This is a genomic window from Amycolatopsis sp. H20-H5, from assembly GCF_035828755.1.
GTDB lineage: Bacteria > Actinomycetota > Actinomycetes > Mycobacteriales > Pseudonocardiaceae > Amycolatopsis.
In genome coordinates, this window is sequence record NZ_JAYMZS010000038.1 from 24,532 (window position 1) to 38,335 (window position 13,804).

Sequence of the window (13,804 nt, forward strand, 5' to 3'; positions counted from 1 at the left end):
GGCACGGGAGCGGACTTGCCAACGAGAAAGGCACTTCTCATGACCAACACGCAGGTTACCGCCCGAGGCTGGTTCGAACCCGTGAACCCTGTCCCCACCGCGCCACCCGAGCCGACGCCGCTCTACGACGAGCTCATGCCCGCCGCCGAGTTCGCCGCGATGCTCACCCGCCAGCTGCCGGGCGTGGTTGTGACGGTCGCCGAGATCGACCACGAGAACTGTTCGTGGTGCGCTACGGACGGCCAGGTAACCACGGTCCGGATCTACGGCCAGCCGGAGGCAAATGATCCGGGCTGGCCGCTGGACAGTGCGGAGACGTGCCGGCGTTGCTGCCGCAGGGCGATCAAGCAGGCCCGGATCGAGCAGGATCTCAACTCCGACCGTGACATCCGGGTCGAGGTGTCGAACTGATGAAGAGCCTTCCCGATGCGCTCACCGAGTGGGCGGCCTCGCTCGACGACGGCAACCGAGCGGCCGTGCGGCTGCTGATCGAACACGACTTCTGGCTGCACCGGAAGGACTTTCTCGAACCGTGCGTGCACGTCGACCGGCACGGTATGGCCTGGGTGTCCTGGCCGACCGCCGGTGAGTTGCTCGAACGCGCCGAGTTCGACGTCCCCGATAGCGCGCTCGCGCTGCTCGACTTCGCTATCTGCCTCGCCGAGGACGCGTTTCGGCTGTCGAGGCTCGAACCGGCAAACCGGGCACTAGTCGTTGGGGCCGTCATCGTCGCGGTGGGCGGCGACCGCCTAGCTGTCAGGACGGACGAGTGACCTCCACGCTCATCGGTACCAGCTGGGCGGTCCCTGCCGCCCGGCTGGTGCTCCCGGCCGACGCCGACCGCGAGACGTGGCTCGTCGAGCGCCGTCTCGGACTCGGCGGGTCCGATGCACCAGCACTGCTCTGCGAGTCGCCCCACCAGTCGCGCTATGGGCTCTGGCTGGACAAGACGGGTCAAGTCGAGGACAGCGAGGCCACCGACGCGATGCGCCGGGGCAACTGGCTGGAACCGTTGCTAGCTCGGTGGTTCACCGAACGGACAGACATCGCGGGGCGCCGGTGTGGACTCCTGGCGTCCCGCGAGCTCGACTTCATGCGCACCACGCCGGACAGACTCACCGCCGATGGTGGCGTGTTAGAGATCAAGACCATGGGCGCGTTCGCCAAGGTCGCCGCGGAGTGGAAAGGCGGCGGTATCGCCAGGCACGCGTACATCCAGGCGCAGCAACAGCTAGCAGTCACCGGCCGAACGCACGCCTGGTTCGTGGTGTGGCAGGACCCGACCCCACAGCTACGCGGACCGGTCCCACGCGACGAGGCGCTCATCGAGGAGATCACCGCCGCGACCGTCGAGTTCTGGACCGAGCACGTTCTCACCGGTGTGCCTCCCGAGGTCGATCTCGCGAACCTGACTGACGACGAGATCGCGCTCCGCTGGCCGTTGGCGATCGGTGACAAGGCCGTTGAGACGCCGTACCCCGCGCACACCGAGGCGATGCTCGCCGAGCGCGCCGAGGTGAAGAAGCGCATCGCTGATGACGAGCAGCGGGCGAAGGAGATCGACCGGGCGCTGCGCGTCCTCACCGGGGACGCCGAAGCGTTGACGCTCGACGGCCGCTCCGTCGTGACCTTCAAGAACCAGGCGAACTCGCCCCAGCTCGACAAGGCCCTACGGGCCGATCACCCCGAGATCTACGACCGGTACGTGACGCGCGGGACCTCGCGCCGCATCCATGTCGTGAAGACGAAGAAGAAGGATTCTTGATGGCTACCAAGGAATTGACGAAGAGGCCCGCCGGGTCGCTGGCACTCGACCCCGGACAAACCAGCTGGACCGACGTGCAGCGCGCGGCCCTCGTACAGCTCGGGCTTGACAACGCACCTGACGCCGATCTCGCGGTCTTCCTGCATTTCGCGCAGAGGACCGGGCTGGACCCGTTCGCGAAGCAGATTTACATGATCGCCCGGTGGGACCACCAAGCCAACGCGCACAAGTACACGATTCAGGCCGCGATCGATGGACTCCGGATCGTCGCCGAACGGCACGGCCAGTACGGTGGTCAGATCGGGCCCGAATGGTGCGGCGCGGATGGCGTCTGGCGCGACGTGTGGCTCGCGAATACCCCGCCAGTCGCCGCGCGAATCGGGGTGATCCGGCGCGACTGGTCGACGACGATGTTCGCTACCGCCCACTTCGCCGAGTTCGCCGGAACTACCAAAGACCGTTCTCTCACAAGGATGTGGCGCGACAAGGGCTCTCACATGGTCGCCAAATGCGCCGAGGCTTTGGCCCTACGTAAGGCTTTCCCGCAAGACTTGTCCGGGGTGTACACCGACGACGAGATGTCGCAAGCAGACAGCATCCAGGTGGAGAGCGAGCGGGCCGAGGTCCCCCGGACGATGCCACAACAGCGCAGCGCCCCCGATCCGATCGATTGGGACGCCAAGATCGCCGAAGCCGGAACCGACGTCGCCGCGCTGCGCGCGCTCTACGAGCTTGCGAAGGGAATCGAGCCGGGAAACCTCGCGCTCGCCGAACGGCTCGCGGCCGCCGGAAAGGCAGCGAAGGCGGCAGCAGAGGCCGAGGCGCCGCAGGCAGAGCCGAACCCCCCGGCCGAGCCCGCCGAGCCGCATGACCAGCAGGACGACACGGGAGTGCAGGACGCCGAAGTCGTCCAGGACGAGCCACCTCGCGTCACGAAGAAGGCCAACGAGCAGCAGCTCACCGCTGTGCACGCGGCACTCAACGCCCATGGCGTGACCGAGCGCGAGGCGAAGCTCGCCGTCCTCTCACACATCGTCGGCGAACGGGTCGCCAGCAGCAAAGACCTGTTCTCGCACGAAGCAACGAGCGTGCTCGCCGAGCTGGACGCCCAGCACAAGGAGGGCAGGGCCGCCGAATTGGTCGCCTCCGCCCTCGCGCAGTGGCAGTCAGCCCGCCCGGAAACGGCGATCTCCTGATGGCCCCGCCTCGCACCCAGACGTGCCGCTGCGACGATCCGGCCGCCGGGAAGATCCGCAAGATGTGCAGGCCCTGCTACCAGCGGCAGTACTACACAGGCGGCTTCACCAAGGTGAGGCGATACCGGCCCATCGCCGACACCGCCGAAGACTACGAGTTCCTCCGTTCACAGGGCGCGAACCACGAGGCGATTGCCGACTATCTCGGCCTCACGCCCTCGTCGCTCAGTATCGCCTTGAGCCGTGCGAAGAGAACACGCGAGTCAGGCGCATGACGCCCGCCTGCTCTGAGTCCCTGGACGCGCTGTTCCGCGCATGGATTGCCGACATCGAGTCAGAGCCATTCCCCGACATCACCACGCCCCGCCGCCCCTGATCGCTGCGGGCCCGGTACGTCCCCCGCGACGTTCCGGGCCCGCCGACTTCCACCCGAAGGAAGCCACGGTGCCGCTCCTGACCGGAGACCGCTACCTCGACAGCCTCGTACCGTCGGCCGTCCGGCTCATCCGCGCCGTCCGCCAGAACCGCCCGATGCCCATCGAGGCCGTGTTCGCTGACGCCGAAACCATCTACGACAGGCCGCTCGACGCCGCTCGCGCGCTGGTGATCCTGCTCGCCGCCATGGTCCCCGACGACCGCACCGCAGGCGACTTGCTGCGCTGGCGGGCGAACCCGCACGAGTACCTGCGCTTGCGCGCCGCCGGACTCAACGCCGACGCAGCAGCCATGCACGCCGCCATGCTGTCCCCCAGCGGCCGGAGGTCGTCGAGGTGACCACACCGCCCTCCGAGGACGAGTCGCCCGTTCAACGGCCCGTTGGCCGGTTCGAATGGGAGCGCATCGTGCGCCGCGTGCCGATGCCCCAGCGGGTCAAGCTGCTCGCCCTCACGCTGTCCAGCTACGCCGACGCCGACGGAACCCGAGTACGCCCCGGATTCGACATCCTGGCCGCCGTAACCGGACAGTCGGACCGCACCGTCCGCCGCTCGATGTCCGCGCTCCGCGACGACTTCGGCCTAGTCGACCAGGTGTCACGCGGTGGCGGTCGCGCCGGTCGAGGCAAGGCCGCCGAGTACCGGCTCACCGTGCCGACCGACCTCCTGGACCGGGTTGCATTGCTGCCCGTCGGAGACGCCGCCCGCAGCGTCCAGAAGGCCAAACGACCGGCCAACCAGGTGACCGACCAATCGCCCGATTCACCGGTCACCAACGTGGCCGATCAACCCGAACCGTCCCCCGTGGACAAACCGGATTCACCGGCCAACCAGGTGACCGACGAAACGCCCGAACCCGAGCTCAATGACCGGTCACGCGAGGTCGGTTTTGACCGAATGACCGGTCAAACGGACCGATTGACCGGTCACTCAGGTGGCCGACTACCAGCCACCACACCACCCACAACAGACCACAACATCAGTCCCGACCCGACGCAACCACCGACCGCTCACGGGCCCGCAGTCGAGCGGAAACCGGCGAAATGCCCGCACGGCCTCCCCGCTCATCTCCGGCCAGACGGCAGCCCCACGTGCCCGATGTGCCGCCGCAACCCGACCACCCAGGAGACCCCGTGAGCCCTCCCAAGACGCGCGCCAACGGATCCGTGGCGCTCTTCGCCTGGAATCTCGTCGGTGAGCCCGACGTCCTCACGCCCGGCAACGCCGCGCCCAACCCGCTCACACAGCCCTGCCGACGCGACCGGGGCGGATGCGGCTCCGCCCCGTTCCAGCGCTGCACCAGCCCGAGCCGTCGACTCGGCGGCCGCCGGAACCTCGACGCGTTCCACACCGCCCGTACCGACCGAACCCCGCAGACGGGAGAGACCCGATGAATACCCGACTCGAAGGCAGCGAACGCGACACTGGACATGCGGCAGCTACTCGCCGAAGTCTTCGAAATTCAACAGGTCAGCCGCTTCTACCCCAACCGCGGACAGCCCAACGTCGGACAGATCTACCTCACCGTGGCGGCGCAAACGAACCGGAAGGACGACCAGTGACCGCGACCGGTCGCGCCCCCTTCTTCGCGCGCGCGGCGACCCTGACTGTTCCGCTTCTCCGCTGCCGCCGGTCCCGCTGTGCTTGCCTGCTCGACGTGCCGTTCACCTGGCAAGGCCCGTACTGCTCGACTCGGTGCGCGGCCATCGGGCGGGCCGACCTCGCCGAGCGCGCCGCCGGACCGCACCCCGTGATCGTCACTGTGACGACCGTTGAGCACCAGGCGCTCGACGAGCTCGCCGACCCGTGGACGTCGTCGGCCAGCTGGGGCAACGGGGACGCAACCGGTCCCGGCTGGCTGGGACGTGCGCTCGATTGGCTGGTCCTGTGAAGCGGCGGCCGCGGATCACGAAGGAATCCGGGCAATGGCGGATCGAGCGGGACGGCTACGGCTTCAACCGACCAGAGTCCCTCGGCCCGTTCCGCTCCCACGCCGCCGCCTGTACGCGGCTAGCCGCGCTGGTGCCCGGCTCCGCTGCTGCCCAGGTGGAACGCACCAGGACGCCCGAGCAGTACTGGCCGCCGACGCTGTGGCCACTGATCGTCCAAAGAGCCGACCACCCGAAGTGCCGGTTACCCGAACCCGACCTGAGGACCACGTTGTGAACCTCGTCCGCTCGTGCCTGCTCCGCTGCAAGTCCGCCAACGGCCTGCCCTACCGCGCCGCACCCGGTCGGTACGCGTGCGACCAGTGCACGGAGAGGCTCGCCCAGATACTCGCCGAGCTGGTCACCACGTACACCGACATGACCGAGGTGGACGAGCTGGTGCCCGGAGGCGGCCCGGACAACCCCGGCGGCCGCCAAGCCCCCGGCCCGCGGTCCCCAGCAGTCGACGCGCTGCTCGTGCACACTGATCCTCGCTCGGTCACCGACTCCGGAGCATCACCAGCAGCGCTGGCCTCGATCGCCGGGTGGGCCCGCATCGTGCGAGAAGAACAGACGGTCGACGTCGAGCCCGAGAAGATGCTCGGCACCGTGCCGACAGGGCGAGTCACCATGGCCCGCGAAGCACAGACACTCCGGTTCAACTGGCACTGGATCATGGCTCAGCCCTGGCTCGACGACTTCGCCGACGAGCTGCGCCAGGTGCTCAACGCCCTGCGCACCGTCCGGCGTCTCAATGTCCCCACGCTGCGCGTCGGCACCTGCCCGGCCGTCGCCGACGACGGCTTCAAGTGCGGCGCCTCTCTGTCCGTCCGGGTCGATGCCGTCTTGATCAGGTGCCGCGGCTGCGGGGCGCACTGGCCCCAGTCCCGCTGGCATGAGCTCGGCGACGCGCGAGCGGACTACGCGCAGCTGTCCGAAGATCTCGGCGTTCCCGTTGGCAGCCTCTACCGGTGGGCTGGCGAAGACGGCTGGACCATCTCCGGCACGCGCGCCCGACGACTCGTCAACCGCGCCGACGCTCTCGCTTCCTATGCGCGTCGCAGAGGCCCGTTGTTCGCCGAACAGGCAGGATGAGTTACGAGCCGACGACCTACGTCAAGCAGGTCGGAGCCATGCAGCTGATCAGCGCGAACTTAGCGGTCTGAGCTGGCCTGTTGGCGTCGGATTGCTGTTGGCGCGCCCAAGAGAGTGGGCAACCAGGTTGGTGTCGATGAGATTGACGAGCGGAGCTGATCGAATTGGACGCAGCGGTTGCCGCACTGATCGGTGCTGGAGTCGGCATGAGCGGAACCTTGTTTGCGCCGTGGGTGACATGGCGCCTGGGCAGACGAGCACGCCGAGAGGACCTGAGACGGGACGCTTACCGCGACGGAGTCCGACTAGTAGCAGAGCTATCCAGCGTATCTCCGAAGCAGCGGGCTGAACTCGGCGCGGCGATCATGGCTGCGAACCTACACATCCAGATCGTGGGTTCCCGGGCCGCTGTAATTGCCTTTGGTGCAGTAACGCGCCACTCAGTCGCCTACGCGAACGGCGAAGCGTTTGAGGAGGAAGTCCTGTCGTCCGCGCTATCGAAGTTCACTTTGGTCGCTCGTCATCAAGTTGGTGCTGGACAGGATCGTATCGGGCGCGCCCTGCGGAAGGTCGACAGAGTGATCGTCCGAGCTTGGAAATACTTCATCCGAAGTGTGCGGAGACCCAACGCTGTACCACCCGATTGACCCAACATCAACTACGGCACAACCAGTCTCAGGCGTCGGTGACGCTGATGACCTGATTCCGGCCGTTGACCTTCGCCCGGTACATCGCCTGGTCCGCGGCGTACAGGAGGCGATCGATCACGACACCCGCGTCGGGGTAGGTCGCGATTCCGATCGATGCCGATAGGCCGTTGATCACTGTTGCGTGCTGATCGAGGACGACGATCACCTCAAGTTCGGCGATCGCGCGCCGGATGCGCTCCGCGACGGCACGCGCTCCGGGGTCCGGGATTTCGGGCAGGAGGACGACGAACTCCTCGCCGCCGAATCTGCCGACGGAGTCGTAGGCGCGGACCTCCGCGCGGATCGTGTCGGCGACCGCGCGCAGGACGGAGTCCCCGGCGAGGTGACCGCGGGTGTCGTTGACGCGCTTGAAGTTGTCGAGGTCGACGATGAGGACGGCGAACGCGTCGTGTTTGTGCGCCGCCCTTGCGAGCTCGCCTGCGGCCCGGTTGCGCCACTCGCGGTCATTGAGCAGGCCGGTCTTGGCGTCCTGGGTAGCCATCTCCTGCAGCTGCCGCATGAGCACGCAGCGGTGCAACACCACGACCGGCAGCAGCATCAAGATGGTCAGGTTGGGGAAGGAGATGAGTACCGCCGCGGTCAGGCCGCCGAGGCAGAGGGTGCCGAGTTCGAGCGCGTTGTCCGCCCAGGTACCGACAAGCGGCAGGAAAGCGCGAGCCGGGTTGTGCAACTTGATGCCGATCATGATCAGAATGCTGTTCACGGTCGTGTACGCCAGGATCGTCACGACGATGGCCGCCAACGTGCGGACGTCGGGTGAGGCGTCGACGACGGTCTCGCCAAGGCCGAACACCCGGAGCACAGGAGCCACCGCTAGAACCGACAGCACCACGGTGCAACCACTGAAGATCACCCGGTACGCGGGCCGACTGCTGATCGGCCGCCACACCCGTACCCAGAGGTGCCCATAGATCAGCGCGACAAGCAGCACCGAGAGCTGAGGCGGTAGCAGAAGGGCACCGGCCAGCAGCCAGACCGCGGTCATGTTGACGTGCGGGACACCAGCGAACCACCGGCGGATCTGCTCGGTTCCACGCGACAACTCGGCCTGAACGACGCCGATCGCTAGTAGCGCGGCGAGCCGAACCCAATCCGCTTTGACCGGGTCGTTTCCGGGAGCGAGCACCGTCAACGCGATCGCCGCGAGCATTACCCCCACGTAGAACGGCCGTACGCCCCGGGGAGCCACGCGCACCGCCCAATCCGCCGGATGGACGAAGATTGGCCTGCTAGTGCTCATCCTTTAACCCTCCCAAGCACGACGCACGCAACCTGTGTACGTTTTGTTTCCGTTGGCGGGCTGGACACGGCCGCGCCCGGCCAAAGACAATGGAGTCAGGACAGATCCCCTCGGCCTGGGGCCGCAATCGAAGGAGGGGACCGCATGTCGAAGGAAGACTGAGCGCGCCGGTAGTCACGCTGTAAGTCCGGGGCTGGTCCGTCCAGCGGTGGCGCGCAGCCACGCCACCAACCCGGCAACAGCCAGCCCTACACCGACAAGAGCAGCGATGCCGATCGTGGGCGCGGTCCCGACAAACTGAGCGAACGCACCCGCGATCATGATGCCGAGACCCTGCACGGCAACAAGTGCGGTGGACGTCAGCCCAGATACCTGTCCGCGCACATCGTCGGGAACAGCCCGCGTGATCATGGCCGTGGCCTGCATCTGATACGGCGTCGACATGACTCCGCTGACCGCGATGAGCAGCAGAGAACCGACAACGCCCGGCTTGAGGAACAGGAAGACCAGCGGCACCCCGGCACCGATGGCGAGCCAGCCCACCAGCCGGGAACGCCATTCGACAGGCACCTGGGTGAAGGCCCACGCGCCGATCACCGAGCCCACCGGGTCGCTGGCGAGGATCAGCCCGACGACGAAGGCTCCCACGCCCAACTCGGCGGCGTACGGAGCGGCCAAGCCCTCGGGGATCACGTACAGACCGGCCAGCATCTTGAATCCGAACAGCGCGGTCGCGCCGGGCGCCGCCCGGATCGCTCCAGGTCCGGCCCCGAGCCAGACCGCCAGGCGATTGGCGGCAGGCTTCCCGGGCTCGGCCGCGGCCTTCCGCTTCTTGACGCCGAACCGCACGAGAGCGGCCGAGAGCAAGAACGTCACCGCGTCGATAGCCATGCCCCAGTACGGGCCGGTGAAAGCGATCGCCAAGCCGCCAGCGCCGAAGCCTACGACCTGCGCGAACTGCACGGTGATGTTGCGGACACCCAGGGCGGCTACGTAGCGTTCCTCGTCCTCGAAGACCGCGGGAAGCATCGACAGCTGAGCGGCGCGAAACGGTCCCCCGGCGATCGTGAGCACCACCAGCAGGCCGCACAAGACCGTGAACGGGACGCCGGGTATGGCCATCAGCAGGGCGATCGCCGCCCTGAGCAGGTCGCACACGACCATCACAGTTCGGCGCGGAAACCGGTCGGCGAGCTGGGAAAGCAGCGTGCCGCCGATGAGGGTAGGCAGGAACGTCAGCCCGTAGGCAAGACCGGTGAGTCCCACCGAGTTGGTGCGCTGGTAGACCAGCACGGACAGCGCGACCCTGGCTAGCTGATCGCCTGCCTGAGACAGCGCCTCGGCGGCCCAGATCGCCCGGAACTCCGCCACGGCCAACGCAGACCACAAGGATCCCCGCCTGACTGCTTGTCCCACGATGTCCTAGCTCCCCTGGCCTTATCGGCCCGCCCTCCCGCGAGCGGATTTGCCCACAGTAACTAGCTCAATTCAGACTGTCAGCAATCCCGAGTGTCTCAGTCGGGTCACAGTCACCCGTAAGTGGACTGTCTTGCATTCTGCCAGCTTCGCCGTTTCTGCGTAATGGCCTTGACTGCATGTCTAAGTATCGAACGCATGTTCTATCCTTACAGGGTCCTTGAGGCGCGGCAACCGCCCTGGTCAGCCGGCTCGCCGACGCGCATCTTGTACGCGATCCCGCGGTCGCACACAGAGCGAGCAGTCCTGCCGCAACCCTTCGATTAACAGCAACCGAGCAGTTGCACATGACCAAAGCCAGAAACGGGGGCCCGTGCTGGTAGACACGAAGCACCCGAGTCGACGTGAGACGAGCCGGGCAACGGCTAGCGTGCGCCCCGGATCGCCTTGAACAGCTCGATCACGTTGCCCATCGTGACACCGCAGACCCGCAGCACCACCACAGCAACCAGCAGAAACCCTGCGACGAAGACCAGCACGCCGAACGCGCGCCGGTAAAGCTCTTTGCTCGCCAGGACGTGAATCACGACCCCTAAGGGGGTCGGCTCCGATGGATCGTCATGACGGCCTTGACCGCCAGAGGTACTCTCGGGCATAGCGATGCTCATCTCGGTTAGTGGCCGTGGGTTTGTCGCTGGGGCACTCGGTCCGGCAAGACCGAGTGCCCCGTTTTCGTTCAGTGGAGCCATGCAGTGGATGCTCCACACACCATCATGGCGTTACGAAGTGTAGTGGTCAAAGTTCATTCTGTAGCTATGTACCTCGTACAGTTGTACGACCTGCTTTGCTACTGAATTCACCCTAGAAGTCCACAGGGGTTTCGTCATCGCCGTAAGGATCATCGACAATCAGTCATAGAAAACCTGTAGGACATCACTCTTCGTAGGCATACTGCTCGGCCTTACCCACAGGGACACGGCGCGCAGCGCTGCTGACGGCGCATTACCCCCCGCGTTGTCACCCTTGCCGTTGCGCAACCCCGGTGTTGCGCCTGACCTGCATCGAAGGTATGTTCGATCACGGTGGTGAGTTGTACCCATCAGACACCGCGCGTTAGCTGCCGTTCGCGTTGATGATCGAGACAAGATCTTGTCCGCGCACAAGCAAGACGACGGCAACGAGGCCGCAGACGAACAACAGCGAGACGACCAGCAAAGCCAGGCACCACATGAGACGTCGGTAGCGAAGCCTGCTGGACAACGCATGATCAACAACGTCCCGCCAATGCCACGAGGACCGAGGGGGCTTCTTCTCGCTAGGCATGGGGGTACTAGGATTGGACATGCGACGCTCCTTGTTCAGTACGCGCTGGCGGGGTTGGTCGTACCGGGCGCCTGGACTGCGCAAACAGTCTGGGCGCCCTTCTCATTTCAACTCCTCGACCGAGGATGGCGATTACCTTAGCACCCGGCGGCACACGCTCAACATTTCGACCCGCCCAATCCAAGCAGCCCATCATCAGGCAGGTATCCCGATCGACCATGATGGACACTGCAGGGCTCTGACCTGGCGATTTACCTCAAACATCTACACGGGAACGCTATCTTTGTCACAGATTATTAGACCGATATTATACAGATGCAGCTCTGTAATACAGGCAGATACACCTCGACCACATATTTTTCTTAAATAAACTATTGGCATCTATGTAGCTATAGTCGCAAAGAAATAAACATCATCTAGTCAAGATTACTTCTAGGATTTTCGTGTTGGAGGGTGTCATCATCCCCAACAGTCCACCAAGACCTTTGACCAACGAAGACCGCGAGCGCGTCCGCGCGCTGCATGCAGCAGGCCGCAACCGGAACCAGATCGCGAAGGACATCGGTCGATCCGGCGCGACGGTCTCCAAGATCGCCCGCGAGCTCGGGCTCAGCTTCGACCGCTCGGCGACCGCGGCCGCGACCGAGGCGAAGGTCATCGATGCCAAGGCCCGCCGCGCCGCGCTGGCCGTAGCGCTGCTCGGCGATGCCGAGCGTCTGCGCGAGCAACTGTTCGCCCCGGCGGAGATCCACAGCTTCGGCGGTAAGGAGAACACCCACAACTCCGTGCAGGTGCCACAACCGCAGTTCGCCGACCAGCGCAACATCATCCAAGCCACCTCGACCGCGATCACGACGTCGCTGCGGCTGGACCAGCACGATGGCGACAGCAGCAACGAGCAGGTCGGGTCGCTACTCGGCGCTCTGTTCGAGTCCATCAGCACCAAGCACGCCGAGCCCGCCACCGATGGTGGCTGAGCTGCGGCTGTCGACCGTCCAAGAGCGATCCATCGCGCAGGCCACAGCCCGCATCAACGTGTGGGATGGCAGCGTCCGATCCGGCAAGACCATCAGCTCGCTTCTGCGCTGGCTGATGTTCGTCGCGAACGCACCGCGCGGTGGCGCCCTGGTCGTCATCGGCAAGACCTACGACACCGTCAGCCGCAACGTGTTCGGCCCACTCACCGACCCCGCCATCACCGGCGCCAAAGTCGCGAAGCTGATCAGATACACCCGCGGCGCACCCACCGCGACGATCCTCGGCAGGACCATCGAGGTCATCACCGCCAACGACGCGCGAGCAGAAGGCCGACTCCGCGGCCTCACCGCGGCAGGCGCTTACGTGGACGAGGCGACGCTCATCCCGGAAAACTTCTGGGACCAGCTGCTAGCCCGCCTGTCCGTACCCGGCGCGCAGCTATTCGCGACGACCAACCCGGACAACCCGGGGCACTGGCTGCGGAAGAAATTCATCCTTCGCGCCGGTGAGCTCGACCTCCGGTACTGGCATTTCACGATCGAGGACAACCACGCCCTCGGCCCGGCGTACGTCAGGAACCTGAAAAAGGAGTACGTCGGGCTCTGGTACCGGCGCTTCATTCTCGGGCATTGGGTGCAGGCCGAGGGCGCCGTCTACGACATGTGGGACCCCGAGAAGCACGTCGTCGACCAGCTGCCACGCATCGTCCGCTGGATAGGGCTCGGCATCGACTACGGCACGGTCAACCCATTCGCTGGGTTGCTGCTCGGGCTCGGTGACGACCGTCGTCTCTACCTGACCAGCGAGTACCGCTACGACTCGAAGGTCTCGCGCCGCTCGAAAACCGACGCCGAATACTCAGCCGCGCTGACGAGCTGGCTCGACGGCATCGACAACCCCAATGAGCCCGACGTCAAGGGCGTCTATCCCGAATGGACGGTCGTCGACCCATCGGCCGCCAGCTTCGTGCAACAGCTGCACCGCGACGGCCGGGTCACCCCGGCGCTGGCGAACAACGCCGTGTTGGACGGCATCCGCACCGTGTCGAGCCTGCTCGCCGCGGACCAGCTGCGGGTGCACCGCTCGTGCGAAGGCTGGACCGACGAGATCGGCGGTTACAGCTGGGACGACGCCGCCGCGGCCAAGGGCGAGGACAAGGTCATCAAGGTTGACGACCACTCACTCGACGCTGGCCGCTACGTCCTGCACACCACCCGCGCCGCTTGGCGCAACGAACTACAGGAGGCAGCGTGAACGAGCAAAGGCCGTCCGTCGGACGAGATGTCCACTACGTCAGTCACGGCACGCCACCGCGAGCGGACGGCTCGCAGGCGTACACCTCACTCTGTCGGACGGCGAAGATCACCGTGGTTGGCGCCTGGATCGACGTCGAGATCTCGCCCCTGCCGCCGAACGGACGGCAGCGCAAGGTCACCCAGACCTGGGACTCGACCGCGTGTGCGCTGCACGTGCTCAACCCGACCGGCGAGTTCTTCCACAGCTGCCAGCACGACGAGGGCAAGTTGCCGGGCACCTGGCACTGGCCGGAGCGCGTGTGATGCTCCGGCGCCGGTTCGCTACCCGAGCGGAGCTCGTCGCGCTGCTGGCCGAGGACCGCGACGAGCAGCTCGTCGCCGACGTCGTTGACCACCTGGCCGTCGTCGGGGTGCCCGTCGAGGCGCTGGCCGAGATCGACGCTGTCGAGAGCGGGGGGTGAGT

19 protein-coding genes are annotated in these 13,804 nt (G+C 66.0%); 16 read left to right on the plus strand and 3 right to left on the minus strand.

The window, feature by feature from the left end; all coding sequences use genetic code 11:
* Positions 1–39: 39 nt before the first annotated feature.
* The 12 genes from QMK34_RS21575 (at position 40) to QMK34_RS21630 (ending at position 6,418) form a co-directional block, all read left to right on the plus strand.
* Positions 40–411, plus strand: coding sequence for a hypothetical protein (locus QMK34_RS21575; protein WP_326415985.1), 372 nt, complete (start codon positions 40–42; stop codon positions 409–411).
* The gene (locus tag QMK34_RS21580) at positions 411–773 is read left to right on the plus strand and encodes a hypothetical protein (RefSeq protein WP_326415986.1); all 363 of its coding nucleotides are present in this window, start codon (positions 411–413) and stop codon (positions 771–773) included. The genes QMK34_RS21575 and QMK34_RS21580 overlap by 1 nt, the downstream gene beginning before the upstream one ends.
* Complete coding sequence (locus QMK34_RS21585; RefSeq protein WP_326415987.1) at positions 770–1,765, plus strand: YqaJ viral recombinase family nuclease; 996 nt, start codon at positions 770–772, stop codon at positions 1,763–1,765. Before QMK34_RS21580 ends, QMK34_RS21585 begins: the two co-directional genes overlap by 4 nt.
* Entirely contained in the window at positions 1,765–2,961 is a 1,197-nt protein-coding gene (gene bet / locus QMK34_RS21590; protein ID WP_326416055.1) for a phage recombination protein Bet, read from the plus strand. The genes QMK34_RS21585 and bet overlap by 1 nt, the downstream gene beginning before the upstream one ends.
* Complete coding sequence (locus tag QMK34_RS21595; RefSeq protein WP_326415988.1) at positions 2,961–3,236, plus strand: hypothetical protein; 276 nt, start codon at positions 2,961–2,963, stop codon at positions 3,234–3,236. Before bet ends, QMK34_RS21595 begins: the two co-directional genes overlap by 1 nt.
* A 169-nt stretch (positions 3,237–3,405) precedes the next feature.
* Complete coding sequence (locus QMK34_RS21600) at positions 3,406–3,735, plus strand: hypothetical protein (RefSeq protein WP_326415989.1); 330 nt, start codon at positions 3,406–3,408, stop codon at positions 3,733–3,735.
* Positions 3,732–4,532 carry a hypothetical protein gene (locus QMK34_RS21605; RefSeq protein WP_326415990.1) on the plus strand — a complete coding sequence of 267 codons (801 nt, stop codon included), beginning with the start codon at positions 3,732–3,734 and terminating at the stop codon, positions 4,530–4,532. The genes QMK34_RS21600 and QMK34_RS21605 overlap by 4 nt, the downstream gene beginning before the upstream one ends.
* A complete protein-coding gene (locus QMK34_RS21610; protein WP_326415991.1) occupies positions 4,529–4,789 on the plus strand; it encodes a hypothetical protein in 261 nt (86 codons plus the stop codon). The genes QMK34_RS21605 and QMK34_RS21610 overlap by 4 nt, the downstream gene beginning before the upstream one ends.
* 36 nt (positions 4,790–4,825) lie before the next feature.
* On the plus strand, positions 4,826–4,957 hold the full coding sequence (locus QMK34_RS21615) for a hypothetical protein (RefSeq protein WP_326415992.1): 132 nt from the start codon (positions 4,826–4,828) through the stop codon (positions 4,955–4,957).
* Positions 4,954–5,286 (plus strand): hypothetical protein, encoded by a 333-nt coding sequence (locus tag QMK34_RS21620; protein ID WP_326415993.1) that lies wholly within the window; start codon positions 4,954–4,956, stop codon positions 5,284–5,286. Before QMK34_RS21615 ends, QMK34_RS21620 begins: the two co-directional genes overlap by 4 nt.
* A complete protein-coding gene (locus tag QMK34_RS21625; RefSeq protein WP_326415995.1) occupies positions 5,283–5,561 on the plus strand; it encodes a hypothetical protein in 279 nt (92 codons plus the stop codon). The genes QMK34_RS21620 and QMK34_RS21625 overlap by 4 nt, the downstream gene beginning before the upstream one ends.
* Positions 5,558–6,418: a hypothetical protein gene (locus tag QMK34_RS21630; RefSeq protein ID WP_326415996.1), complete on the plus strand. Its 861-nt coding sequence runs from the start codon at positions 5,558–5,560 to the stop codon at positions 6,416–6,418. Before QMK34_RS21625 ends, QMK34_RS21630 begins: the two co-directional genes overlap by 4 nt.
* A gap of 675 nt (positions 6,419–7,093) precedes the next feature.
* On the opposite strand, the gene QMK34_RS21635 is transcribed toward QMK34_RS21630, so the two are convergent.
* The 3 genes from QMK34_RS21635 to QMK34_RS21645 form a co-directional block, all read right to left on the minus strand.
* Positions 7,094–8,368 carry a GGDEF domain-containing protein gene (locus tag QMK34_RS21635; protein ID WP_326415997.1) on the minus strand — a complete coding sequence of 425 codons (1,275 nt, stop codon included), beginning with the start codon at positions 8,366–8,368 and terminating at the stop codon, positions 7,094–7,096.
* A gap of 174 nt (positions 8,369–8,542) precedes the next feature.
* Positions 8,543–9,739, minus strand: coding sequence for an MFS transporter (locus tag QMK34_RS21640; protein WP_326415998.1), 1,197 nt, complete (start codon positions 9,737–9,739; stop codon positions 8,543–8,545).
* 470 nt (positions 9,740–10,209) lie between these two features.
* Complete coding sequence (locus QMK34_RS21645; protein WP_326415999.1) at positions 10,210–10,452, minus strand: hypothetical protein; 243 nt, start codon at positions 10,450–10,452, stop codon at positions 10,210–10,212.
* Positions 10,453–11,592: 1,140 nt separating this feature from the next.
* Between QMK34_RS21645 and QMK34_RS21650 the strand changes: the two genes are divergently transcribed.
* Genes QMK34_RS21650 through QMK34_RS21665 form a run of 4 tightly spaced genes read left to right on the plus strand, consistent with a single transcriptional unit; the run spans position 11,593 to position 13,802 of the window.
* Complete coding sequence (locus tag QMK34_RS21650; protein WP_326416000.1) at positions 11,593–12,084, plus strand: helix-turn-helix domain-containing protein; 492 nt, start codon at positions 11,593–11,595, stop codon at positions 12,082–12,084.
* A complete protein-coding gene (locus tag QMK34_RS21655; RefSeq protein ID WP_326416001.1) occupies positions 12,074–13,339 on the plus strand; it encodes a PBSX family phage terminase large subunit in 1,266 nt (421 codons plus the stop codon). The genes QMK34_RS21650 and QMK34_RS21655 overlap by 11 nt, the downstream gene beginning before the upstream one ends.
* Positions 13,336–13,644: a hypothetical protein gene (locus tag QMK34_RS21660; RefSeq protein WP_326416002.1), complete on the plus strand. Its 309-nt coding sequence runs from the start codon at positions 13,336–13,338 to the stop codon at positions 13,642–13,644. The genes QMK34_RS21655 and QMK34_RS21660 overlap by 4 nt, the downstream gene beginning before the upstream one ends.
* Positions 13,641–13,802 carry a hypothetical protein gene (locus QMK34_RS21665; protein ID WP_326416003.1) on the plus strand — a complete coding sequence of 54 codons (162 nt, stop codon included), beginning with the start codon at positions 13,641–13,643 and terminating at the stop codon, positions 13,800–13,802. Before QMK34_RS21660 ends, QMK34_RS21665 begins: the two co-directional genes overlap by 4 nt.
* Positions 13,803–13,804 lie beyond the last annotated feature (2 nt).